Raw genomic sequence first — 24,869 nt, 5'->3', positions numbered from 1 at the left:
CTACTGAGCCATACTTAATAAGTTCATACATAATTATTCGCCTTTCAATCAGTTATTACTCTCCGAATCCACCTTGGAATTTCACCATTGTTGTCTTATCTTTTTTCTGTTTTAGTTCTAGGATAAATGTTCCTACGCCTTCTTCATCACCATAGCTTTCTGCATAACTTACAACAAAAGCATTTGGCAAATTAATTTGTCTTACCACTTGTGATGCAGAAATAACATCCACTGTTACTTTTCTATAACAATCTGCTTTTTCGGATGGAACAAGTGACCATTTTGCTAACTTAATAGTACTGTCAGCTGCCTCTCCATCAACTGGTGTTAATATTTTTCCTTTGATTGATAGTGATGTTCCAAGGTCCGTAGAACGTGCATTAGAATCATCTGGAGTATCTGTGTTGAATTCGACTGTTAGTATGTTTTCGATGCCTAAATCAATTGTTTCAGCACCTTCAACTTTTAATTTAAATCCCATTTTTTTTCCCCCTGTTTTTCGTAATATTTATAATTTAGAAATAGCAGTAATACTGCCATTTCAAACTACCACATAAAATTCTTAATTAAATATTTAATGCAACAATATCTTATCCAATTATTGAATTTCTTGTTATCTCAACCTCTAGGTTTTTAACATTGCCATTAAATACTATATTAATATTGCAAGTACCACTTTTTTCATCTATTAAAAAGCTAATGTCATCGCCCTCTTGAATAATAGAATTTATATATCCTTTGTTTGTAACCCACTTGCTTTTTATGCTACTAGGATTATTACTAAAGAATTTAACAATGTTATCTTCTTTAAAATCATTAGTATGAAACCTTAACATTCTTTCGATATAAGTTGTTACTGTTGTCTTGTAAATTGATTCAAAATCATTTCCATTTGCTAGTAAACTTCTTGCTTTATATACGGTAATGTGTTTTACATCTTTCCCATTTACTTGAGCATTTTCAGAAGAAAAAATAAATCCAAAGTTCTTTCTGTTTATGGAATTTTTTATTTCGTTTGTGAAACCTGATATCTCTTTTGCTAAAGTTGTTGTAACTCTTAAGGAATTATCTGCTGCTTCTATATCAAACCTAATGCCTGGATATTCATAAGAGACATTTTTGTACGATTCGCGTAAAAATTCTGGACATTGATATGATGCTACAATTCCAGCAGCAATATAAGAACTCCCTATATATACCCCTTCTATCCAAAGTTTTAAAATGTCTTCCTTTTCTTTTGATAATTGAGCCGTTCCACCATCTGTAATAAGCATCTTTTTATCAATAATAACTCCAGACTTATCCTTAGGTATAATTGTAAAGTTAGGTACGCAAGGTATTGCGAACTCGCTAAAATCATTGCGCATCAAAGGTGCACATTTATCCATAAATCTATCTATACCCTCAGTAGCTACGTGGTTAAATGTAGTATCCTCACCAGTTTGAAAGCTAAAGAATGTTTGTATCCTATAATTTCTAATAGTAGATAAAAGTAATGCTAAATCTTCCATTGAAGTTGTGTCTGATTTTTCGACTTGCTCATTCCCTTTGAATCTTTGCCTTTTAACTTTGCTCTTACTATGGCTTTCTAGTTCTATGGATGGAGCAATTCCAAACCAAATAGTATTAGTGAAATCATTTTTATCATTTACTGTATTTAAGTATGTAATAAGTCTTGATATATTCTTGGAATTTACCAATCTATTTACAGTTGTATTACTAACTAATAAAGTTGGTTGCATACCTTTATTTTTTGTTTTATATTGATTAAAAAACATCTTCACCCCTACTAGCTTTTCAACTAATGGTTTAACTGTTTTCACAAAATCATCTTTAGCATTTTTGTAAAATTCCAAATATGTGTTGTAGTTTGTAACTTCTAATTCTAAATTCACCCTACTTTCCATAGTTGATACTAGTGGACAAAATGTTCTTATAACTAGATCCTTTACATAACCTGTCTTTGTATCATTTACAACATCGTAATCATCTTCGAACGCCTTTATAAGTCCTATATTAGCATTGTCATCTAAAGTAACAAGCGCTGTTTCTTCGTTTTTAGGTGCTTCTAAAACCTTTAATTCTCCATTTTCGCCCATACTCAAAGCCCCTATTATAAACTTTGAATTATCTGCTTTATTATCTTCTTCACCAAGGAGCAGTCTAGTCTTTATATCTTCAATGGCTAGTGGCAACATAGCCATAATATTGTTATAATTACAACTTGCTTCCTCAAACATATAGTTAAGCTTGTCCGCTAAATCTAATTTACTAGGGTCACCCTCTTCTAACCCCTCATATTTACTATAAATATACTGTATTTCTTTTCTTGATTGCTTTATATCATCCATTACTTTTTTAGGAGATATCATATCTAATAAGTTCTCGAATTTGAAATCAACATTAGCAACTCCTTGAGCACTTTTAGCATCAATTAGAGTAAAAAGCATCTTCAAAAAATCATTTGATTGGTTTATTGGAATCTCAGTAATATACTCTTTAGAAAGATTTTCAGGTTTTTTGAGAGTATACATAACTTTCTGATTACTAGCATTGTAAAACGAATATATTACAGGTGAAAACTTGTCTAAGAACTCGTCAAAACTTTTCACTAAAAAACATTCATTTATTTCTTTTATTTTATCGTCATTTAAACTATTTAAACCTTTTGTGTCACCTATTACAGTAATTATATCTAATTTCTGTGGATTTATTTCTTCAAATAACATGGTTCGATTGGTTTGTTGCACAACTTCCATATTCTCGCTCCTTTGTTTTATCTATTGAATATTTGTATGACTTCCTCATTACTGCCAATTCTATACTTTATTTTTACATATTACATTTCTTTTGTCAAATTTTATATTGATATTTCCCAGATAAGTTAATAAAAAGGTGACCAATTCTTTTCTACATGCTAATAATTAAAGGCTCTAGCAATTTTGCTAGAGCCTTTAACTTTTCTATTTTATTTACGATATACCAATTTTGATTTTGCCATATTCTTATCCTATGCTTTAGCCTTACTTAAAGCCTCCTGTGTTGCGCTAATAATACCTTCACTACTATAAGTAGCACCAGAAACTGTATCTACTGTTGTTGATTGGGTCGATATTATTTGAGAAATTATCGTACTTTCTGCTCTTGCGTAAAAATCAGGAGTGTCTCCATTTGATACTGTTTCAACTTTAGTTATTTTATTGTCTTTTATTGTAACTGACATCTGCGTTGTACCACCATGAAACCCACTACCCGATCCTGTATAAGTCCCATCTTTATAAGTATTTGAAGTAGTCGCTGTGCTTGCTGTATTTGTACTTTTATCATCAGTACTAGCTGTTGTTGAACTTGAATCAGTAGTTGTTGTAGTATTACTCACTGTAGCCAATCCACTATTTTTTAATGTAGCTGCTCCTAAATTATTAACAGCATAAAGTCCTACCATTGCGGCTATTGATACACTACTTGCAAGCTGCGGATTTACATTCTCACCAAGAACATTTACCTTAGTATTACTTCTTGGACATGCTTCGATGCATTTAAAACAGTTAATACAATCTCCACCACATACACTCTGAGCTTTGTAAAGTGATAATCCCATTGAACAATTATTGCTGCACAATCTACACTTTCCACATTTATCAGTAGGCTTTTTAATTTTAAGTATTCCTATTCTTGAGAATATATTAAAAACAGCTCCTAAAGGACATAAATATCTACAGAAAAATCTTTCTACAAAGAGAGCACCTATTGTTATTAAAAGTAAAAGCGCCACTCCAATAGTATAATCAGATAATACCTGAGGAAAATTTGTTATTTGTGCAAAAGCATCCCAAGGACTAGTTGTATCAAGAACTTTACTTCCCATAGTCCAAACAACAATTACAAGTAATAATAGAACTACGTATTTCACGTATTTTAAAACTTTATCTACTTCTTCATTTACTTTAAAATTAATCTTAAATACTTTTTTTGATAATAAATAAAGGAAATCATTATACGTTCCAAATGCACAAACCCAGCCACAAAAGAATCTGCCAAGGAAAATAGTTACAATTATAACTGTTGTGAACTCAATTAAACTAGGAAAAGCTGTTATAAAATTGAAATTGCCTTTAATAATCATAGTATAAATACTTTTTAGTTCTGAAAAAGCTAATATAAATAAACCCGGTGATAAAACAAACATAATAAGTTGTATTATATGTCTAAATATTTGTATTTTCTTTATCTTTTTTAGCATTTTATATCCCCTTTTAAATCCTATTTTTATATACAAACCCATCACACGTAATTGTAAATTTCCCTTCCATGCCTGATGTAACATAGATCTCCTTACTTTTAGTTATTAATATGGCATCTACGCCCTCTATCTCTTCTATTAACTTAATAGCCTTTTGCACACCCATAATATACACACCTGTAGATAGCCCATCACCATCAATAGAGTTATCAGAGATTATCGTAGCACCTACAATATCACTTTCTGATGGATACCCTGTACTTGGATTTATTATATGGTGAAATCTTTTACCTTCTACTTCGAAATACCTTTCATAATTTCCTGAAGTAACTACTGATTTATTAATAACACTAATTATTAAAGCAAATTCACCACGAGTTTTAAATGGATCTTGAATACCAACACTCCATGGTGTTCCATCAATTTTTTTACCAATAGTTAATATGTTTCCTCCAAGATTTATAAGTGCACTCTTAATGCCATTTTTAATCATTACATTTTTAACTTCGTCTGCAGCATATCCTTTCGCAATACCTCCAACATCAATTTCTTGTTTCTTATTTTTTAGAAAAATAGATCTATCGTTTTTATCTATTACTATGTCCTTGTAGTTTACAATTTTAAGCTTCTCCTTAACTTCATTACTACTCGGGATCTGTTGCCCTTCTTTTCCAATACCCCATAATGCAACTATAGGTTTTATTGTTATATCAAAAGCTCCTTCCGATAGCGTACAATACTTTATCGCCTTTTGAATAACATAATAAGTATCATTACTAACTATTTGTGGCTTATTTCCAGCATTTATACTTATTTTTGAAATTTCGCTATCATTTTTGAATACTGACATCTTATTATCTATCTCGCACACCTTTATAATAGATTCTTCAATAGCTTTTGTTGCTTTCTTCCCATATGCTTTTAAATGGTTAGAGGTACCAAGTGAATAAAATTCTCTAACAATATAAGATTTTTTATTATTTCCAGTTATAAATATTAGAATTAAAATAATAAATATTAACGCTATTATTATAATTAAGATGTTGTCAATAATAAGCATCCTATTAGCCCTCCTTATAATATCTTAATTTCAAACTTAATTAACCTTACGATATCCATAATATATCATGAATGTTAAATTTAGATTAAAATTTGATTAAAGTTCCCTTCCAATTAAGAAATAAATTTAATTATTTACTATGTATTTATAATAACAAATAATTATGTATCAACTATCAAATGATTATGTTATTTTTGTGTTATTTTTGAATTTTTCTAAAACTTTTTACGAAAAAAAAGCTACTGAAATATATATAAATATATTTCAGTAGTTCATTTTTTAGTTTCCATTTTCAATAAAATCATTATCCTTTTACTCCACCTACTGTTAGTCCTCCTACTATTTTCTTTGATAAGAAAATAAATGCTATCATTATAGGTACAATAGAAATCGCAACACCTGTGAAAACCGCACCATATTCTGTCTTATATGTTCCTCTAGCAAGCATTACCATTATCGGAAGTGTAAACTTATTAGGATCAAATAACAATATAAGAGGTATTAAGAAATTATTCCAAGTTTGAATAAATGTGAATATAGACATTGTAGCAACACTTGGGAATATTAAAGGTAATACTATCCTATTAAATATTTTAAGCTCAGTGCACCCATCTATTCTAGCAGCTTCTATAAGTGACCTGCTTATTGCACCATCTGTATATCCTTTAATAAAGAATACCGATGCCGGAGTTGCTATAGCTGGTATTATTAAAGGCCAATATGAATCGAGTAAGCCAAGCTTTTTTACCAATTGAAATAATCCTATCATACCTAATTGTGTAGGTATCATCATTGTACCAAGTAGTACCCAAAAGAGAATTTTATTCCCTTTAAATCTAAATTTCGAAAAACCATAGGCAGTTAATGCACTAAAATAACCACTTACTGCTGTAACTGCAATTGCTATAACTATACTATTTAGTAGACCATTCCATATAGGTTGACTTTCTAGTAATCTATGATAATTTGCAATTAATGCAGTGCCTGGTCTTAAAGACAAGGTTGTAGCGATTTCACCATTAGTATGAGTAGCATTAATTATCATTATAAAAAATGGTAAAAAACATAATATGGCAAGCGCTATAAGCGCTATATACAAAACCGTTTTACTAATGATTTCGCCTATTTCTTTACTATCATTTTTTAACACATTATTATGTTCCATCTCTACCCCCTTTATTCGTAATTATCAGCATTTCTATTTATAAATTTGAATGATAATATTGCAAATACAAGTATTATTACAAATAATGCATACCCTACAGCAGCACCATATCCATAGTTATTGTTTACAAATGCAGTTCTATAAAGATACATTACCATTGTCGTAGTTGCATTATTAGGATCTCCAGCTCCTTGTGATAAAGCATATGGTATATCAAAAGATTGCATTCCTCCAATTAATGATGTTATAACAGAAAATAATATCGTTGGCCTTAATAAAGGAATTGTTATTGACCAAAACCTTTGTCTTTTAGATGCACCATCAACAGTTGCAGCTTCATAAAGTTCTTCGGGAATATTCTTAATTCCAGCCATAAATATTATCATGCTATATCCAAACCACATCCAAAAGGAAGTAAGTGACACTATGCCTCTAGAGTAATTTTCACTCATAAGAAAGTTTATTGGTTCTTTTATTAAATGAATATTCATCAATATTTTATTTACTGACCCTGCCTGCCAATCAAATAAAAATGCAAATAATATACCAATCGAGGTTGCAGTAACTAGATTGGGAAAGAAATATACTGCTCTAAAAATATCTTTTCCTTTTAATCTTGCTTCATTTAATACTACGGCTAAAATTAACGCTAAAATCAATTGAGGAATACCCCCACATAACCACATAATCCAGGTATTAGCTATGGACTTTAAAAAAACAGGATCTGCAAATAATCTTGAATAATTTGCAAGACCTACAAATTTAATGTTTTTTGACATGCCATCCCATTTAATAAAACTAACATATAATGAATAAATCATAGGATACAATTGAAAAATAAGAAATGTTATAAAAAATGGAGCAATAAATAATAATCCATACTTTTCTCTATTAATTTTACCTTTAACCAAAGTGACACCCCCTATTTTTAAATTAGCCTTATTTACTAAAAACAGTTAATAAGGCTAACTACTATTTACTTTTACATGTCATCTAACTAATCTACTTTAATATCCGGATATGCATTTACTACATCAGCTTTAAATTTTTTAAGGAAATCCTCTTTTGAAGCTGTTTTACCTATTATTAATAAGTCAATTTGTTTATTCCAAGCATTGTTAATTGTATCATCATATTGTGTAAACAATTTACCATCAATGCCTTTAACAAGTTCCGTGTATACTTTATAAACGTTTTCACCTTTTAAGTATGAATTGTTTCCTGCATCTGTACTTGATAATTTAGCTTGAACATCTACGTTATTCATGAAGTCACCTTTATCTTTTGCCTGTGCTTCCATAAAATCTGTATTTGTAGTTATATACTTAACAAACTGCCAAGCATTATCTTTTTGTGTACTCTTACTAGATACTCCAAGCCAAGTTCCACCCCAATAGTATGGTGTTGGAGCTTTTACAAATGCATAATTGCCTGTTTCTTTTGGAGCATTTATTCCTAAAGTAAAAGGAAGTCCCCAGGTTGGAAGCATATATCCAAATGTTGTTTTATCTGACATAGATCCAGTCCATGCTGGTGTCCATTGAGTAAACTTAGCATCTAAACCATCTTTTCTAATTTTAGTTGCTTGATCGATATAATCCATCATTTTAGTATCAATAACTAACTTACCATCCTTTACCCACCCTTGCGTACGGCTACCAATAGCTACATTTACTAATTCATTATATCCAGCTAATAACTTAACCGATCCATTACTCTTCGTTTTAAGAGTCTCACCTAATTTGATAAAGTCCTCTGTTGTTGCCATCATTTTTTGAATAGCAGCAGGGTCATCTGTTCCAAGATACTGTTTAGCTATACTTCTCTTATAGAAGAATCCACCAGGTGTTGCCTGCCAAGTTAAAGCTCTAATAGACTTATCTCCTTCATTACGTCCTAGCTCTACAGTATACGGTACCATTTTACTTGTAAGTGTCTCTGCATTATAAGGCGACTTTGTCAAATCCTCATAAAAGTCTAGGTTTGTAAATTTCTTCACATAAGCAGATTCTGCTAAAAAAACATCCGGTCCACCAACGCCAGCACTCATTGTAGAAGATATTTTAGTTACATATGCACTATTATCATTTGGTATTGAAACAAGTTGAACTTTAAGGTTTGGATAAACTTTGTTAAACTTAGCTATAATACCTAAATCTTTAAGTTCAGTATTCCATGACCATATCTTTATAGTTCCCGTATAGTCCGCTGGTGCTTTAGCAGCCCCTGTAGTTGCTGTTTTTGAGCCTGAATCTGTTTTTGTAGCCGTACTTGATCCACAACCAGCTAACATTGAAGTAGCCATTATTGTTGATAAAGTTAACAATGCAAATTTCTTCAAATAATTTTTTTTCATTATTGTCCCCCCTTAAATCTTCTATCTATTAATAAATAACATTCATAAAAAGAATATTATAATATCAACCGACTTCTAATAAACTCGCGTTTAATATGGATTAATCATCTCCTGGGTCGCTGCATGTAAACTAATTTATTTTAGAGCCTTACACGAATTTCTTTCAATCAAGTCAATAGGTAACGTATAATTCGCTGAAAAATTTGAATTACTCTCGATTGATGTTATTAGAGTATTTGTTGCAATCGATGCCATTTCAAGCAGTTTCATCCTTACAGTTGTAAGCGCTGGATTTATATATCTTGCAACCTCTATATCGTCAAATCCAACTATAGATATATCTTCTGGAACATTTAGATTCGCTTCTTCAATAGCCTGCATAGCTCCTATTGCCATCATATCATTTCCACAAAATATTGCAGTAGGTATTTCCTTTTGGAGAAGTTTTTTTGTAGCATTATATCCTCCATTGATTGTAAAATCACCTTTAACAATTAAATTACTTTTTACAGAAATCCCCGCATCTGTTAATGCGTTTTTATAAGCATTAAATCTTTCTATACCTGATAAGTTTTCAGATATTCCTACTATATGTGCAATACTCGAATGCCCAAGTCCAATTAAATAATTAGTAGCTTTATATGCACCGTAGTAGTTATCAGCATTTACAATTATACATTTCTTATAAACTTCTTCATCTGATTTCACCGCTTGATCTAATAATGCAACCCTACAGCCAGAATTTATAATTTCTTTTATTTCTGGCTCTCCATTTTTTTCTCCTATAAATATTCCACCAGACACCGTCTTATTATAGAAAATTTCTTTCACTTTTTTATAATCCTTTTGTTTACTTACTATAGAAACAAGTACGTTATAACCCATTTTGCTTGCATTTTCGATAACCGATCCGGTAAATGGTGTAAAGTAAGAACTACTAGTAACCTGCTTACCATTAGTATCCGCCTTCATATCAATTATAAAAAGACCAATTATTCTGTTTTTAACCCCAGCAAGCATTCTAGCAGATGCATGTGGTACATAATTATTTTCCTTTATTATCTGCTGAATCTTTTTTCTAGTTTCGTCTGGAACATTATCATAATTGTTAATTACCCTTGAAACGGTGCTTCTTGAAACTCCTGCTATTTTTGCAATATCTATACTATTCATTCCGCACCTCTTTTTAGAATTTAAACGCGTGTTTATAATGTAATAGTACTATAATTTTTCATGCTTTTCAAATTATAATATGTCTACATTTCCTCAAATAACCATGTTTTAACATAATTTACTCCATTTACATCCGAATTGCTCATTTTCTTGCAGAATCGTTTACATTTTTTTAGAATTTAAAACTATCTAATATGTCTTTAAGTCTTTCAAACTTAACATTATCTGATATTTACATTACGCTATTAATTGGTCCCTCTATAATATATATCCATTTTTATCTGTTTTAGAATCAGTTAACGCACTATTTAGATAACTAGCACTTAGCCCTTCTATTTCAAAAGAATGAGGAGAGAACCCCTCCTTAAATTGTTAATTGCCCATTTCTATTTCTATTTTATGTGCGCATCCATCACCAAATACAGGTAATATATCTCCTTGTATCGCTTTTCCATCCACTGTAATTAATTTAACACCCTTACAAATATGTTCCTTATTATTAATTTTAATATTATATATATCTCCTCTGTACGTTCTCTCAATCTCAAAACCACTCCACTCTTTTGGAATGCATGGATTTACACGAAGCCCATCATACTCTGGCTTCACCCCTAGAATAAATTGAGTAATTGCAAAATAGTTCCATGCAGCAGTTCCTGTAAGCCAAGAATTCTTAGCTTCACCTTGCCTTGATGCATCCTTCCCTGCTATCATTTGTGAATAAACATATGGCTCAGTTCTATGAATCTCACTTATGTCTTCAATAAAGGCTGGAGCTATTTTCTTATATACATCATATGCCCTATCCCCTCTACCTAAAACTGTTTCAGCAATCATTATCCATGGATTGTTGTGACAGAATATCCCAGCATTTTCTTTGTAACCTGCTGGATAAGATGTAATTTCACCAATGTTTAAATCGTACTTTGTATAAGCTGGTGTCAAAAGCATTGTTCCATACTTAGTATCTAATTTTTCCTTAACAGAATCTAATGCTTTTAAAGCTAAACCTTCTTCTACCCCAATGCCTGCCATTACACAGAACCCTTGTGATTCGATATATATCTGTCCCTCATCGTTATCCTTGCTACCCACCTTATTTCCAAAAGCATCATATGCCCTTAAAAACCATTCACCGTCAAAGCCTTTTTCTATAACTGTTTTCCTCATTTTATCAATGTGATTCTGCGCTATTGTAGCTTCTGAAATCAGGTCAAATCTTTTGCATAATTCTACATATTCCGGTCCTATAAACACAAACATTCCAGCTATTAGAACAGATTCAGCAACCCTTCCATCTGGATCTCCAAATGTTTGAAATGATTCATCTGGTTCTGTGGAAAAACAATTTAAATTCAAACAATCATTCCAATCAGCTCTTCCAATTAGAGGAAGTCCATTAGGTCCAAGATTATTTACAACATGATAGAAAGAACGTTTTAAATGTTCCATTAGTGTATCTTTTATGCTATCATCACAATTGAAAGCCACAAGTTCATTCAGTATATTAAAATCTCCTGTTTCTTTTATATAGGCTGCAGTGCCTAATATTAACCATAACGGATCATCATTAAATCCTCCGCCAACTTCATAGTTACCCTTTTTAGTTAATGGTTGATATTGGTGATAAGCTCCACCATCCTCAAATTGTGTTGCGGCTATATCCAGTATTCTTTCTCTCGCCCTACCTGGAATCTGATGCACAAATCCAAGTAAATCCTGATTAGAATCTCTAAATCCCATGCCTCTTCCGATTCCAGATTCAAAATATGACGCACTTCTAGACATATTAAACGTTACCATGCATTGATAGGGATTCCATATATTAACCATACGATTTAGCTTATCATCATCCGTTTTTATACTATATTTTGATAATAAATTAAGCCAATATTTACTTAAAGCTTCTAATCCCTCTTCTACTTGAATATCCGTACTAAACCTTGCTATCATCTCTTTAGCAATACTCTTATTAATAACTCCAGGGCTTTCCCACTTGTCTTCTTCCTCATTTTCTACATATCCAATTATAAAGATCAAACTTGTTTCTTCTCCAGGTTTAAGTCTTAATGTTTTACTATGTGATGCTACAGGTGACCATCCACTCGCTACAGAATTATTAGATTTACCTTTCATAACTGTTTGTGGTGAATCAAATCCATTATATAATCCAAGGAATGACTCTCTGTCACTATCAAACCCATCTATATCTGTATTAACGCCGTAAAATGAATAATGATTACGTCTTTCTCTATATTCTGTTTTATGATAAATTACAGAATTATCTATTTCAACTTCACCAGTACTAAAATTTCTCTGGAAATTAGTCATATCGTCATAAGCATTCCATAAACAAAACTCTATGAATGAAAAAATCTTAATTTCCTTAATATCATTTGATGTATTTTTTATTTTAAGTTGGTTAACTTCTCCATGATACTTTAAAGGGACAAACATTAATTGCTCTACTTCAATGCCATTTCTTGCGCTTTTAATTTTAGTATAACCAAGTCCATGCCTACATTCATAAGAATCTAATTCAGTTTTCACTGGCATATATCCTGGTGTCCAAACGTCGCCACCATCATTTATATAATAATATCTTCCCCCACTATCAACTGGTGCACTATTATATCTATATCTAGTTAACCTTCGAAGCCTCGCATCCTTATAAAAGCAGTAGCCACCACTAGTATTTGAAATTAGCGAGAAAAAATCATCTGTTCCAAGATAATTAATCCATGGATACGGAGTCTTAGGTGTAGTAATAACATACTCTTTTTTTTCATCATCAAAATAACCAAATTTCATTGTTCATCCCCCCTATGTTTGTACAATTCTATTTTATATAAAATATTTAAATATATCAATAATCATATAAGCGTCAATTACCTCTAATTCTTACATTATATTCTATTAACACGTGTTTATGAGTTTTTTTACAACTTCTTAAATTAATAAAAAATACAGAATATATTATATATATATTGCATAATTTCACCCACAACTTTACAAATGTGCAAATAAGCTTTATTATTGATAAGGCATAAGAGGAGGTTTAAAATGAATATTGCTAAAAACCATGTAGTTTTATATTTATGATTTTACTAACTATAGATAAGGACTACATTTTCAAATTATTTTAAAATTCAATAAAATTATTTCATTTTTGCATTATCTTTAATGTAATCGTTGTATGATTTTATTATATTAAACTATGATATTTAAGGGGTGTAACATTAAAATGAAATATATTATTGGAATTCTCGGATTAATTGTTGTCTTAGGACTTGCATGGTTTACTAGTACTGATAAAAAAAAGGTAAAATACCGACCTATCGTTGTAATGGTTATTTTACAATTCATACTTGGATTTATATTGCTAAATACTGGTGTTGGTAATTTCCTAGTGGGTGGAATAGCAAATGGTTTTCAACTATTACTTAAATGTGCTGGTGAGGGCGTAAATTTTGTATTTGGTGGATTAGTTAACGCAAATCAATTTACATTTTTTATAGGTGTGCTTTTACCAATAGTATTTATTTCTGCTTTAATCGGAATTCTACAACACTTTAAAATACTTCCTTTTATAATTAAATATATAGGCCTCGGCTTAAGTAAAATTAACGGTATGGGTAAACTAGAATCTTATAACGGAGTAGCCGCTGCTATTCTTGGTCAATCAGAGGTATTTATTTCTGTAAAAAAAGAACTTGGTCTATTACCAGAGCATAGACTTTATACACTTTGTGCATCAGCAATGTCTACGGTATCTATGTCGATAGTTGGCTCTTATATGGTTCTTATTAAACCTAGATATGTTGTAACTGCACTTGTTTTAAACTTATTTGGTGGATTTATTATATCTTCAATTATAAATCCATATACAGTAACCACAGAGGAAGATATATTAATAGTTCAAGAAGAAAAAAAACAATCCTTCTTTGAAATGCTTGGTGAATACATTATGGATGGTTTCAAAGTAGCTATCATAGTTGGAGCAATGCTTATTGGATTTGTAGCCATAATTGCTATGATTAATATGATTTTCAAGGGTATTTTCGGTATTTCTTTTCAAAATTTACTTGGCTATGTATTCTCACCATTTGCGATTTTAATGGGTGTACCTTTAAGGGAAGCAATACCTGCCGCAAGTATAATGGCAACGAAATTAGTATCAAATGAATTTGTTGCAATGACTAGTTTGGCAACTAGTACTATACATTTAACAACGCGGACAACCGCTATTGTTTCTGTATTTTTAGTTTCTTTCGCTAATTTTTCATCGATTGGAATTATTTCTGGAGCAGTAAAAGGACTCAATGAAAAACAAGGGAATGTTGTTGCTCGGTTTGGTTTAAAACTGCTATTTGGTGCAACCTTAGTTAGTGTATTAACAGCAACTGTTGTTGGTTTAATTGTATAATATAACCATATAATAATATTAATGTTATAAAATCAAAATAAAAAGGATGGTAATAAAATGAGAATGGTAGATGTAATTTCAAAAAAACGTGATGGTAAAGAACTAACAACAAAAGAAATTAATTTTTTTATAGAAGGTTATACTAAAGGAACTATTCCTGATTACCAAGCAAGTTCGCTTGCAATGGCTATTTATTTTCAAGATATGAATGATCGTGAGAGAGCAGATTTGACTATGGCTATGGTTAATTCCGGAGAAACTATTGATTTATCAAAAATCGAAGGTATAAAAGTAGATAAACACTCAACAGGTGGTGTAGGCGATACAACAACACTAGTACTCGCTCCCCTTGTTGCTGCTTTAGATATACCTGTTGCTAAAATGTCTGGACGAGGACTTGGACATACTGGTGGAACTATTGATAAATTAGAATCTATTAGTGGTTTCCATGTAGAGATTACAAATGATAAATTTATTGAATTAGTTAACCGTGACAAAGTTGCTGTTATTGGTCAAACAGGGAACTTAACTCCTGCAGACAAAAAATTATACGCACTTCGTGATGTAACTGGAACTGTTAACTCAATTCCACTAATAGCTAGTTCTATTATGAGCAAAAAAATTGCATCAGGAGCTAATGCAATAGTCCTTGATGTTAAAACAGGCGCAGGAGCTTTCATGAAAACAGATAAAGATGCAGAAAATTTAGCACATGCAATGGTGCAAATTGGTAATAATGTAGGAAGAAATACTATGGCGATAATCTCTGACATGTCACAACCTTTAGGATTTGCAATTGGTAATGCACTTGAGGTAAAAGAAGCCATTGATACATTAAGAGGAGAAGGTCCAGAAGATCTTACAGAACTTGTCCTAACACTTGGAAGTCAAATGGTAGTACTTGCTAAAAAAGCAAAAACATTAGAGGAAGCTAGAAAAACGCTTCTTGAAGTAATAGAAAATGGTAAAGCAATAGACAAATTTAAAGTATTCATTAAAAATCAAGGTGGAGACGAATCAATTGTGGATAACCCAGAAAAATTACCACAAGCTAAATATAAAATTGATGTCCCTGCTTTAACTAGTGGTTTTGTATCTAATATGGTAGCTGATGAGATTGGTATTGCAGCAATGTTACTTGGTGCAGGTAGGGCAACAAAAGAGGACAAAATTGATTTAGCAGTAGGATTAATGTTACGCAAAAAAGTTGGTGACAAGGTAGAAAAGGGTGAAACTCTTGTAACTATCTACGCAAACCGTGAAAATATAGAAGATGTAAGAAAAAAAATATATGAAAATATTTCTATTAGTGATCATGCAACTAAGCCAACATTAATTCATGAAGTTATTACAAAGTAGCTCCATACCAGGCAGTTAAGAATTATATCTTAACTGCCTTTAATCAATAATATGATTTACGAATAAATGTCTGAAAACTCCACTCGTATAATTTCATTTCCATTTTTCGCAATATTACTATATATTATATTTTCATCAAGCACCTTGCCTGCCGGGAGTCTTATTGTAAATGTGCTACCTTCCCCAAATTTACTCTGCACATATATACTACCACCATGCAATTCTACAATCGATTTCACTAAACTCAAACCAACACACTATATTATTTGATAGGTTGTTTTCGACCTAAGTCATTATAATGAATCCATTTCTTATGAGTGATCTAATTGCCAAGATTACATCTTCCTCCTGAAAGTTAAGTTCTTGTGTAATCACAATAATTTCAGTAAGTGTCAATGGTTTCTCCATAAGAACTAAGATTTCTTCTTCAACATGATTAAGCCATTTAAAAATTGGTAACTCACTTCCTAATAAATTAGCCTGAGAATTCGCTCGTAATTCACTTCCAAGCAATCGAGCCTCAGTTAGCCCTATTGGCCCCGCACGACGCATCTTACTTTGCTTAAGTATCTCATATAAATTTAGTTTTCGCGATAACCTTTCTTGAATAAATAATGCCTCTACCTCTTTGCCAGCGTTATTATGTGGTGGTTGCAATTCCTCAACACGGGTCCAAGGTTCACCTAGTGTAGTATCACTCCACTTAATTGTAATAAGAACCGAAACTACTTGAGTATAACCCTGCTTTCTTAAATTGCTGGACCAATCGTGCACCGAATTAAAAAAAGCATCGTAGTCCTCATCACCATTAGCATGTCCTATTGAGTAGCTTGCAGCAGAATGAACACTAAGACGAAGAATTAAAATGTCCATCTTGGCACCACCTAGCCATACACGTAATCTGCTAGACAGCGGTTCGTTCATACATTCGCCAAGTTCAGTAATGATCTGCGCACTCCCACCATGAGCTAGATGATTCGGTAATCCAACTACAATTCTTTGTAAAATATCTTCACCTGAGTTTCCACCATCACGATACCTGAGCGTGTCTACTGGAGATGGAACAAATGGTGGATTAGCTGTAATAAGATCGAATTTCTCATCATAAACAGGTTCAAAGAGATCCCCAACCACAACTTCAATATTAGTTAAACCTAATGCTTTTGAGTTAAAATAAGTACATCGAGCGGCACGAGGATTAATATCCACAGCAACCACTCTCTTGGAGTGCGAACTTGCTAAAAGAGCATGAACACCAGATCCAGTACAAAGATCTAGAGTCGAACTCGCAGTGTGACGTACAGTAGTTCGCGCTAACCAACGGCTGTCGATGCCAACATACATTACTTGATCATATGGGACATTTAGGAATCCAGGATGTGGTAATTGGGGCCAAGCATGGTCCGAAAAAACTAAACAATTCCCAACAGGATATAGTGAAGCACGTGCATAACACTTTTTATTATGGACTAAAATGAGTCCCACCTTAATGAGGATATCCCGTTCCTTATTATCAAATACTTGGTTAAGTTCATCTATCGAAATTATACCCTGCAAGAAAAAAAAATCTATAGCTGAATTTAGTGCATCACGCGTAGCCAGTTGTTCTTCACGATAAATTGGCAGAGCACGCCATATAATTTCAGTTAAATCTGAGAGGCCTAGACGCTCACAAATTTTTCTTTCGCAGTATCCAATGCTAGCAAGATGTAAAATGACATTGCGAAGCGCTGGCACATCATGATCATCAACAAGAAAAGTAGCAAGTTCAATCATATGGTTCCTCCTAATTGTTTTTTTATAGCATTATACTGTTATATGTCAATATTTTTAATATAATTTTAAAATTAGACTAATTATTAGTATTATACTACTCATTACTTTATTTTTCTACAAATCTCATTATTAACCTCGGTATCAATTGTTACTGCATCTTATAAGTAAAAGTATTATACTGTATAGCATAGTAATTAAATTAAAAAATATTAAGGGGTGGTACATCATAGACTCTAATATACTTTTAGATAAGCAAGGAAAAAATGAAATAAAAAATATGTTCAAGTGGATGAAAAAGTCAAAAAAAGTTACAGGCTTACCTAATCAAATTAAGAATGGGCACTGTAATAACTTTGCCTCTCATTGTTGCCTAAATTGTGACAAATGCTGGGGAGCGAAACCTAAAACACCAAGATAAAATACTAATTGTATAGACATAGTACATCTTTATAATATACACTAAGGCGAAAAATACAAAAGCTTTAAAACTATATAGCCGCACTTTTTATTGTTCAATTATATGGTATCCACTTACCCCTCCTTACGCAGATTAATCTAATGGTTGTATTAATGGTTACTTCAAAAGGTATAGCCGGAGTTCCAGGGGTATCTTTTGTAGTACTCCTAGCTACATTAGGTTCTGTCGGTATTCCAATAGAGGGACTAGCATTCATAGCAGGTATAGATCGTATCTTAGATATGGCAAGAACTGCAGTTAATGTAGTTGGCAATTCACTTGCTTGCGTAGTTATATCCAAATGGGAGGGTCAATATAACCCTATAAAAGCTAATAAATATATAGAAGAAATCAATAAAATTGCGGTTAATAGTTAATATAATTTAGCATAACAAAAATAAACTTTACTCATAAAATGAGTAAGGTTTATTTTTGTTATTCATATATTGTTTTACCTGAAGACTTAAATACATTAGTTACTGGCAAGTCTTCTATAATTCTGGTACCTTTTGTTTGATGCTTTTTCTGCAGCTGCGAATAACTCCTCAGCATTCTCAGGGAAAGTTCTTAGCAACGATGAATAACGTACTTCACCAAGTAAGAACTCGCGAAAACTCCCTGTTGGCTCCTTTGAATCTAAAATAAATGGATTCTTTCCTTCCTTCTCAAGAGCTGGATTGCACCTATAAAGGTGCCAATATCCTACTTCAACAGCACGTTTGGTATTTGCCTGAGTAGTACTCATACCTCCTTTTAACCCATGACTTATACATGGAGCATAAGCGATAATAAGTGATGAACCAGGATAATTTTCAGCCTCAACAACTGCTTTAAGGAATTGACTTTTACTTCCTCCCATAGCTACTTGTGCTACGTAAACATTACCGTAACTCATTGCCATCATGCCTAAATCTTTCTTATTAAACTTTTTGCCAGATGCTGCAAATTGAGCAACAGCACCTATTGGGGTTGCTTTCGATGATTGACCACCAGTATTTGAATAAACTTCTGTATCAAATACAATTATATTTACGTCCTCCCCCCTTGATAGAACATGATCTAGACCACCAAACCCAATATCATATGCCCAACCATCTCCTCCATACATCCACATTGACTTTTTAGCAAGGTGTTCTTTACTTACAAGTATTTCATTTGCTAGTTCCCTAAGTTCTTTACTTAAGTTTGCTTTTTCTAATACTTCAATTACCTTCTTACTTATAACTTTTGATGTTTTTCCATTACTATAATTGTCAATCCAATCCTTAAGTGATGACTTTACATTTGAATCATTTGTTAAATTAATAATTTTCTCTACTTTTGACTTTAATAGCTCCCTTTGTTGGTTCACTGCTAAGCACATACCAAGACTAAATTCTGCATTGTTTTCAAATAATGAGTTCGACCAAGCTGGTCCGTGACCTTCTGAATTTGTTGTATATGGCACGCATGGTGATGCCGCACCCCAAGCCTGGCAACAACCTGTTGCACTAGCAAGATACATCCTATCTCCATACAATTGTGTAATTACCTTAGCATAAGGGGTTTCGCCACATCCTGCACAAGCCCCAGAAAACTCAAGTAACGGCTTCTCAAACTGACTTCCTTTTACAGTAGTAATGTCACCACAATTTTCTTTCTTAGATAATGATAATGCATAATACCAGTTATCCATCTCCTTTTGCTCCTTCTCGATAGGTTCCATTGTAAGAGCTTTTTCTTTAGCAGGACAAACATTAGAACAAATTCCACAACCTGTACAATCTAATGTGTCAACTTGTATTCTATATTTATAATCTTCAAGGCCTTTTCCCATGGCTTTCTTTAATTTAAATCCATTTGGTGCATTTTCTACTTCATCACTACTTAGCAAAAATGGTCTTATTGCAGCATGTGGACACACAAATGAACATTGATTACACTGAATACAATTATCTACATTCCATGATGGAACCTCTGTAGCTATGCCTCTCTTCTCGAAGGCTGATGTACCTAGTGGTGCCGTACCATCCTCCATTCCTATAAAAGCACTTACTGGAATACTATCTCCCTTTTGAGCATTAACAGGTATAAGAATATTTTTAATAAAATCAGGAACATCTACAGTACCTTCTGAATCTTCCTCGACCTCATTAACCCAGATACTCGGAACTTCTACTTTTACTAAACCTTCAATGCCTTTGTCTACTGCCCCATAGTTCATATTAACAATAATATCACCTTTTTTACTATAACTTTTGTATATAGATTTCTTCATATACTCCACTGCATCATCTATTGGTATAATGTTCGCTAATTTGAAGAAAGCAGCTTGAAGCACAGTATTGGAACGTCTACCTAAACCGAGTTCTTTAGCAATACGCGAAGCATCAATTGTATAAAACTCTATGTTATTTTTAGCAATATATTGTTTTACTTTACTTGGAAGATATTTTTCTAATTCTTCACCCTTCCAACAACAATTCAATAAAAATGTTTTTCCATATTTTAAATCAGAAATTATATCATACTTCTCTAAATATGAAAAATTATGACATGCAATAAAATCTGCTCCTTTTACAAGATAACTTGATCGTATAGGCTCTTTTCCAAAACGCAAGTGCGATTGTGTTACTCCTCCTGACTTTTTTGTATCAAAAACGAAATAAGCTTGAACAAACATATCCGTATGATCACCAATAATCTTTATTGAGTTTTTGTTTGCTCCTACTGTACCATCTGAACCAAGTCCCCAAAACTTGCAACTAATTGTTCCTTTTGATAACACATTAAGTTCTTCACCAACAAGGATTGAATGATGTGTTACATCATCATTAATTCCAACAGTAAAGTGATTTTTAGGTGTACTTTGTTTAAGATTTTCGTATACCGCAACTATTTGAGCAGGTGTTGTATCTTTAGATGATAATCCATAACGTCCTCCATAAAGTTTTGGACGAACTTCCTTGTTTACGTAAGCAGTACACACATCTTCAAATAGTGGTTCACCTGCTGCTCCTGGTTCTTTAGTCCTATCTAAAACAGCAATGTTTTTAACTGTTTCAGGAATTGCCTTTAACAAATGCTCCACTGAAAATGGTCTGAATAGATGCACTTTAACAAGACCGACTTTTTGACCATTTGCATTTAAATAATCTATTGTTTCCTCTATTGCTCCACATACAGAACCCATAGCGATAATTACTCGGTCAGCATCAGTTGCACCATAGTAATTAAATAGTTTGTAATTTCTATTTGTAATTTTATTAATATCATTCATATAATTTTCTACAATACCAGGAATAGCATCATAAAACCTATTACTTGCCTCACGTGCCTGGAAGAAGATATCAGGATTTTGTACTGTGCTACGTTGAATAGGTCTTTCAGGATTCAAAGAATTTTTCCTAAATGCCTTAAGAGCATCTTGATCTATAAGTTTAGCTAAATCATCATATTCAAGGCATTCAATTTTTTGAATTTCATGAGAAGTTCTAAAACCATCAAAGAAGTGTAAAAATGGTACACGTCCTTTAATTGCACTTAAATGTGCAACACCAGATAAATCCATAACTTCTTGTACACTTGCTGTAGACATCATTGCAAAACCTGTTTGGCGGCAAGACATTACGTCTGAATGATCCCCAAAAATTGAAAGTGCGTGAGTACCTACTGTACGAGCACTAACATGTAAAACTCCGGGCTTTAATTGTCCTGCAATTCTATACATTGTAGGAACCATTAAAAGCAACCCTTGTGATGCCGTATACGATGTAGTTAAAGCTCCTGCCTCAAGAGACCCATGAACTGCGCCTATAGCCCCTGCTTCTGATTCCATCTCTACTAATTTTACTGTTTGACCAAAAATGTTTTTCTTTCCATAAGCCGACCATTCGTCTACATGCTCAGCCATTGGTGAAGATGGTGTTATTGGATAAATTGTTGCTACCTCTGTAAAAGCGTATGATACATAGGCACAAGCTTCATTTCCATCCATTGTTTTCATAACTTTTGTCATATATAATTCCCCCTTGGTGTATTTATATATGGTTATTTTATATAGTCTTTAATAAACTATAATATTTTATTATACCGTTTACTTATAATACCCTACCTATTGTAAACGTTACTTTAATTATTACACCTTGCCTTAATTAAGTCAATAAACGGTTTACAAAAAAATTATTATAACGAAGATCACAATAAAAACTTAAAATGTATTTAACAACAAAAGCGCTAGGTATAAAATCTTCATTTTCATTACAACTACAATTTAAATTAAACCATACATAAAGGGAGCAACAACACCATGAATTTATTATCCATAATGTTGTTGCTCCCTTATTTTCTAAACCCTAATTTAATCTACACTATTTTTTATTGTTTCACATACCTTGCTAATCTCTTCTTTTGTAAGCCCTACAGAACTTGGAAGATTTATTCCTCGTGCGTAAAGTTCATTTGTAACAGTTAAATCACCGTGTTTACTCCCCTTATATGGAGGCATATCATGGATAGGCATAAAGAAAGGTCTTGCCTCTATTTTACCTGCATTTAATTTTTGTATAAGCTCATCACGAGTTATACCATATTCATCTTCAACTAGGATTGAATATAACCAGTAGCAGTTTTCAACATTTTCTCTTTCAACTGGCAATGTAATTCCTTTAATTTCACCTAGAAGCTGGTTATAATACACTGCATTTTCTCTTTTAATTTTTAAATATTCTTTAACATTTTCAAGTTGAGCTACTCCAAATGCAGCTAAAAGATTTGGCATTCTCATATTGTATCCTATTTCTGAATGGTAAAACGCTTTATTTTGCGTAACTACTTTTGCTTGAGTAGACAAAAATTTTGCCCGCTTGCCGTACTCTAAATTGTTAGTTACAAGCATTCCACCTGCTCCAGTAGTTATAAGCTTATTACCATTAAAACTAAAACAACCTATATCACCTATAGTTCCTGCCATTTTGCCATTGCAAGTAGACCCTAGCGATTCCGTTGCATCTTCTATAACAAATAAATTATGTTTTTTCGCTATTTGCATTACTTTAACCATATCTACAGGATGACCATAAATATGCACTGGCATTATAGCCTTTGTTTTAGGTGTTATTAACTCTTCTATTTTAGAAGCATCCATAACAAATGTGTCACGGCATACATCTACAAATACTGGTTCTGCACCTACATATTTTATTGTATTAACCGGAGATATAAATGTAAGCGATGGGACTATAACCTCGTCTCCCTCTCCTATTCCAAGGGTTAACAATGCAAGTTGAAGCGCAGCCGTACCATTCATTGTAACTACAGCACTTTTGCTGCCTACATATTCACTAAATTTTTCTTCAAATAAATTAACATAACTTCCTACTGAAGATACCCAATTAGTATCTATACAGTCTTTAACGTATTTTAACTCATTGCCTCTAATTTCTGGTATACATAAAGGTATCATTATAAAAACCTCCTACTTTTTGTACATTTTATAAATATAAATTGTATAAGGTAAATATACATCATTACGTAACGTAAGTTGCAAGTGAATTATTATGTAATAAAATTATTATTTAAATATTTTCTATATTCAAACCATCCTCATCAATTTCTAAATTTAGAGTTTCCCAACTTCCTGATAAACCCTTTAAAAATTCTTTTAGTTTTCCTTCAGTATTACTATCATCTTTTTTAAGCATTACCATAATTGTTGGTCCAGCACCACTAAGAAATACGCCTAAAGCTTCACTTTCTTTAACAAAACTTGAAATTTGCGAGTAATTTTTTATTAACCCCATTCTATATGGCTGATGAAGTTTATCTTTGCAAGCAAGCTTTACACCTTCATAATCACCATTAACAAGTGATACAATAAGCATCGAAACCATACCTACATTATACACAGCATCTTTAAACGGTATTGTTTCTGGTAGCACTGCTCTTGAAGACTTAGTTGATAACTGTAGCTTAGGGATTAGTGCGCAAAATTTTATACTCCCATTAATCGGAATTTTATTATAATGGTTAACTCCCTCATTCATAATTGAAACAGTCATGCCACCAATCATTGCAGGAGTAATATTATCCGGATGTCCTTCAATTTCACAAGCATAATTTAAAACCTCTTGTTTTGTTAAAATATCTCCACATAACCTATTAGCAGCCGTAATCCCTGCCAATATACATGTAGCACTACTTCCAAGCCCTCCACTAACAGGTATTTCCGTTTTAAAAGTTAATCTAACACTTTTGGGATCCTTTTGGAGTTTTTTAAAGGTTTTTAACATTGAAGTATAAACTAAGTTATTATTGTTTGCAAATTCCTTATTACAACCAAAAATTTCAAGTCCAGATTCTATCTCTTCAACTATAAACCTATTATAAAGTTTAAACGCAACCCCGAGAGTATCAAGTCCTGGCCCCATATTTGCACTTGTGGCAGGTATTTTAATTTCAAACATAACTATTTACAACTGTTTCTTTACCTATTACATAAAAAAAATTCATATAGTTGCCCCCTAATCCGACAGTATTTATTATTATGTCATTCATTTTATACTTTTATGACTAAAATTTCAAGTATATTTACCTAGTTTGACCATTTATTCTAAACAAGAAGTATTAATTTTAAATTAAGAGCCACTATAAATTTTATAGTGGCTCTTAATTAGAGTATTTAAATATATTTTTCAGCACTCTTCCAATGTTTTGTATCTAAATTATACTTTGAAAAATCAGGTACAGTTCCATTTGTTTCAACTAATGCTTTTGCTACTTTTTTTAAATCTCTTCTTGTTTGACACTTATAGAAATTTGATTCTTCTATTGATTCCATTACATCTTCAATTTTTTTTTGAAATTTGTTCATTAAA

17 protein-coding genes and 1 pseudogene are annotated in these 24,869 nt (G+C 32.2%); 3 read left to right on the top strand and 15 right to left on the bottom strand.

What is annotated here, in order from left to right:
• Window positions 1-55 precede the first annotated feature (55 nt).
• The 9 genes from KPL54_RS08625 to KPL54_RS08585 all read right to left on the bottom strand — a co-directional run bounded on the left by KPL54_RS08625 (window position 56) and on the right by KPL54_RS08585 (window position 12,808).
• A complete protein-coding gene (locus KPL54_RS08625) occupies window positions 56-481 on the bottom strand; it encodes a membrane-associated protease 1 (RefSeq protein ID WP_216106181.1) in 426 nt (141 codons plus the stop codon).
• Window positions 482-590: 109 nt separating this feature from the next.
• Entirely contained in the window at window positions 591-2,759 is a 2,169-nt protein-coding gene (locus KPL54_RS08620) for a transcriptional regulator (protein ID WP_216106180.1), read from the bottom strand.
• A 251-nt stretch (window positions 2,760-3,010) separates the two neighbouring features.
• Window positions 3,011-4,243 (bottom strand): 4Fe-4S binding protein, encoded by a 1,233-nt coding sequence (locus KPL54_RS08615; RefSeq protein WP_216106179.1) that lies wholly within the window; start codon window positions 4,241-4,243, stop codon window positions 3,011-3,013.
• A 13-nt stretch (window positions 4,244-4,256) separates the two neighbouring features.
• Complete coding sequence (locus KPL54_RS08610; protein ID WP_216106178.1) at window positions 4,257-5,303, bottom strand: FAD:protein FMN transferase; 1,047 nt, start codon at window positions 5,301-5,303, stop codon at window positions 4,257-4,259.
• Between the two features lie 304 nt (window positions 5,304-5,607).
• Window positions 5,608-6,468 (bottom strand): carbohydrate ABC transporter permease, encoded by an 861-nt coding sequence (locus tag KPL54_RS08605; protein WP_216106177.1) that lies wholly within the window; start codon window positions 6,466-6,468, stop codon window positions 5,608-5,610.
• An 11-nt stretch (window positions 6,469-6,479) separates the two neighbouring features.
• Window positions 6,480-7,379 (bottom strand): carbohydrate ABC transporter permease, encoded by a 900-nt coding sequence (locus KPL54_RS08600; RefSeq protein WP_253203398.1) that lies wholly within the window; start codon window positions 7,377-7,379, stop codon window positions 6,480-6,482.
• Between the two features lie 86 nt (window positions 7,380-7,465).
• Complete coding sequence (locus KPL54_RS08595; protein WP_216106176.1) at window positions 7,466-8,824, bottom strand: ABC transporter substrate-binding protein; 1,359 nt, start codon at window positions 8,822-8,824, stop codon at window positions 7,466-7,468.
• Between the two features lie 135 nt (window positions 8,825-8,959).
• On the bottom strand, window positions 8,960-9,997 hold the full coding sequence (locus KPL54_RS08590; protein ID WP_216106175.1) for a LacI family DNA-binding transcriptional regulator: 1,038 nt from the start codon (window positions 9,995-9,997) through the stop codon (window positions 8,960-8,962).
• Window positions 9,998-10,369: 372 nt separating this feature from the next.
• Window positions 10,370-12,808 carry a GH36-type glycosyl hydrolase domain-containing protein gene (locus KPL54_RS08585; RefSeq protein ID WP_216106174.1) on the bottom strand — a complete coding sequence of 813 codons (2,439 nt, stop codon included), beginning with the start codon at window positions 12,806-12,808 and terminating at the stop codon, window positions 10,370-10,372.
• Between the two features lie 433 nt (window positions 12,809-13,241).
• On the opposite strand from KPL54_RS08585, the gene KPL54_RS08580 reads away from it, so the two are divergent.
• Both KPL54_RS08580 and KPL54_RS08575 read left to right on the top strand, forming a co-directional pair.
• On the top strand, window positions 13,242-14,423 hold the full coding sequence (locus KPL54_RS08580; RefSeq protein WP_216106173.1) for a NupC/NupG family nucleoside CNT transporter: 1,182 nt from the start codon (window positions 13,242-13,244) through the stop codon (window positions 14,421-14,423).
• Between the two features lie 57 nt (window positions 14,424-14,480).
• On the top strand, window positions 14,481-15,782 hold the full coding sequence (locus tag KPL54_RS08575) for a pyrimidine-nucleoside phosphorylase (protein WP_216106172.1): 1,302 nt from the start codon (window positions 14,481-14,483) through the stop codon (window positions 15,780-15,782).
• A 56-nt stretch (window positions 15,783-15,838) separates the two neighbouring features.
• Here the strand turns inward: KPL54_RS08575 and KPL54_RS08570 are convergent, their stop codons facing one another.
• Window positions 15,839-16,030 carry an ATP-binding protein gene (locus tag KPL54_RS08570; protein ID WP_216106171.1) on the bottom strand — a complete coding sequence of 64 codons (192 nt, stop codon included), beginning with the start codon at window positions 16,028-16,030 and terminating at the stop codon, window positions 15,839-15,841.
• Between the two features lie 37 nt (window positions 16,031-16,067).
• Window positions 16,068-17,126 (bottom strand): methyltransferase, encoded by a 1,059-nt coding sequence (locus KPL54_RS08565; RefSeq protein ID WP_253203404.1) that lies wholly within the window; start codon window positions 17,124-17,126, stop codon window positions 16,068-16,070.
• Between the two features lie 924 nt (window positions 17,127-18,050).
• Between KPL54_RS08565 and KPL54_RS08560 the strand changes: the two are divergent.
• Window positions 18,051-18,392, top strand: a pseudogene (locus KPL54_RS08560) (cation:dicarboxylate symporter family transporter); the annotation flags it as partial.
• A 95-nt stretch (window positions 18,393-18,487) separates the two neighbouring features.
• Here KPL54_RS08560 and nifJ read toward each other — a convergent pair.
• The 4 genes from nifJ to KPL54_RS08540 form a co-directional block, all read right to left on the bottom strand.
• On the bottom strand, window positions 18,488-22,012 hold the full coding sequence (gene nifJ / locus KPL54_RS08555) for a pyruvate:ferredoxin (flavodoxin) oxidoreductase (RefSeq protein WP_216106169.1): 3,525 nt from the start codon (window positions 22,010-22,012) through the stop codon (window positions 18,488-18,490).
• A 342-nt stretch (window positions 22,013-22,354) separates the two neighbouring features.
• A complete protein-coding gene (locus tag KPL54_RS08550) occupies window positions 22,355-23,458 on the bottom strand; it encodes a LegC family aminotransferase (protein ID WP_216106168.1) in 1,104 nt (367 codons plus the stop codon).
• Window positions 23,459-23,570: 112 nt separating this feature from the next.
• Window positions 23,571-24,458, bottom strand: a complete 888-nt coding sequence (gene thrB / locus KPL54_RS08545) for a homoserine kinase (protein WP_216106167.1) — start codon at window positions 24,456-24,458, stop codon at window positions 23,571-23,573.
• A gap of 215 nt (window positions 24,459-24,673) precedes the next feature.
• Window positions 24,674-24,865, bottom strand: coding sequence for a hypothetical protein (locus tag KPL54_RS08540; protein ID WP_216106166.1), 192 nt, complete (start codon window positions 24,863-24,865; stop codon window positions 24,674-24,676).
• Window positions 24,866-24,869 lie beyond the last annotated feature (4 nt).

The sequence above is a fragment of the Clostridium estertheticum genome (genome assembly GCF_018861295.1).
GTDB lineage: Bacteria > Bacillota > Clostridia > Clostridiales > Clostridiaceae > Clostridium_AD > Clostridium_AD estertheticum_D.
This window is presented reverse-complemented; position numbering and strand designations above follow the sequence as displayed.

What these genes read in the sequence shown, in the direction of transcription:
- KPL54_RS08615 (WP_216106179.1), bottom strand. Translation starts at nt 4,243, where the DNA reads ATGCTAAAAAAGATAAAGAAAATACAAATATTTAGACATATAATACAA.
- KPL54_RS08540 (WP_216106166.1), bottom strand. Translation starts at nt 24,865, where the DNA reads ATGAACAAATTTCAAAAAAAAATTGAAGATGTAATGGAATCAATAGAA.
- KPL54_RS08565 (WP_253203404.1), bottom strand. Translation starts at nt 17,126, where the DNA reads ATGTATGTTGGCATCGACAGCCGTTGGTTAGCGCGAACTACTGTACGT.
- KPL54_RS08605 (WP_216106177.1), bottom strand. Translation starts at nt 6,468, where the DNA reads ATGGAACATAATAATGTGTTAAAAAATGATAGTAAAGAAATAGGCGAA.
- KPL54_RS08610 (WP_216106178.1), bottom strand. Translation starts at nt 5,303, where the DNA reads ATGCTTATTATTGACAACATCTTAATTATAATAATAGCGTTAATATTT.
- KPL54_RS08625 (WP_216106181.1), bottom strand. Translation starts at nt 481, where the DNA reads ATGGGATTTAAATTAAAAGTTGAAGGTGCTGAAACAATTGATTTAGGC.
- KPL54_RS08590 (WP_216106175.1), bottom strand. Translation starts at nt 9,997, where the DNA reads ATGAATAGTATAGATATTGCAAAAATAGCAGGAGTTTCAAGAAGCACC.
- KPL54_RS08575 (WP_216106172.1), top strand. Translation starts at nt 14,481, where the DNA reads ATGAGAATGGTAGATGTAATTTCAAAAAAACGTGATGGTAAAGAACTA.
- nifJ (WP_216106169.1), bottom strand. Translation starts at nt 22,012, where the DNA reads ATGACAAAAGTTATGAAAACAATGGATGGAAATGAAGCTTGTGCCTAT.
- KPL54_RS08595 (WP_216106176.1), bottom strand. Translation starts at nt 8,824, where the DNA reads ATGAAAAAAAATTATTTGAAGAAATTTGCATTGTTAACTTTATCAACA.
- thrB (WP_216106167.1), bottom strand. Translation starts at nt 24,458, where the DNA reads ATGTTTGAAATTAAAATACCTGCCACAAGTGCAAATATGGGGCCAGGA.
- KPL54_RS08550 (WP_216106168.1), bottom strand. Translation starts at nt 23,458, where the DNA reads ATGATACCTTTATGTATACCAGAAATTAGAGGCAATGAGTTAAAATAC.
- KPL54_RS08580 (WP_216106173.1), top strand. Translation starts at nt 13,242, where the DNA reads ATGAAATATATTATTGGAATTCTCGGATTAATTGTTGTCTTAGGACTT.
- KPL54_RS08620 (WP_216106180.1), bottom strand. Translation starts at nt 2,759, where the DNA reads ATGGAAGTTGTGCAACAAACCAATCGAACCATGTTATTTGAAGAAATA.
- KPL54_RS08585 (WP_216106174.1), bottom strand. Translation starts at nt 12,808, where the DNA reads ATGAAATTTGGTTATTTTGATGATGAAAAAAAAGAGTATGTTATTACT.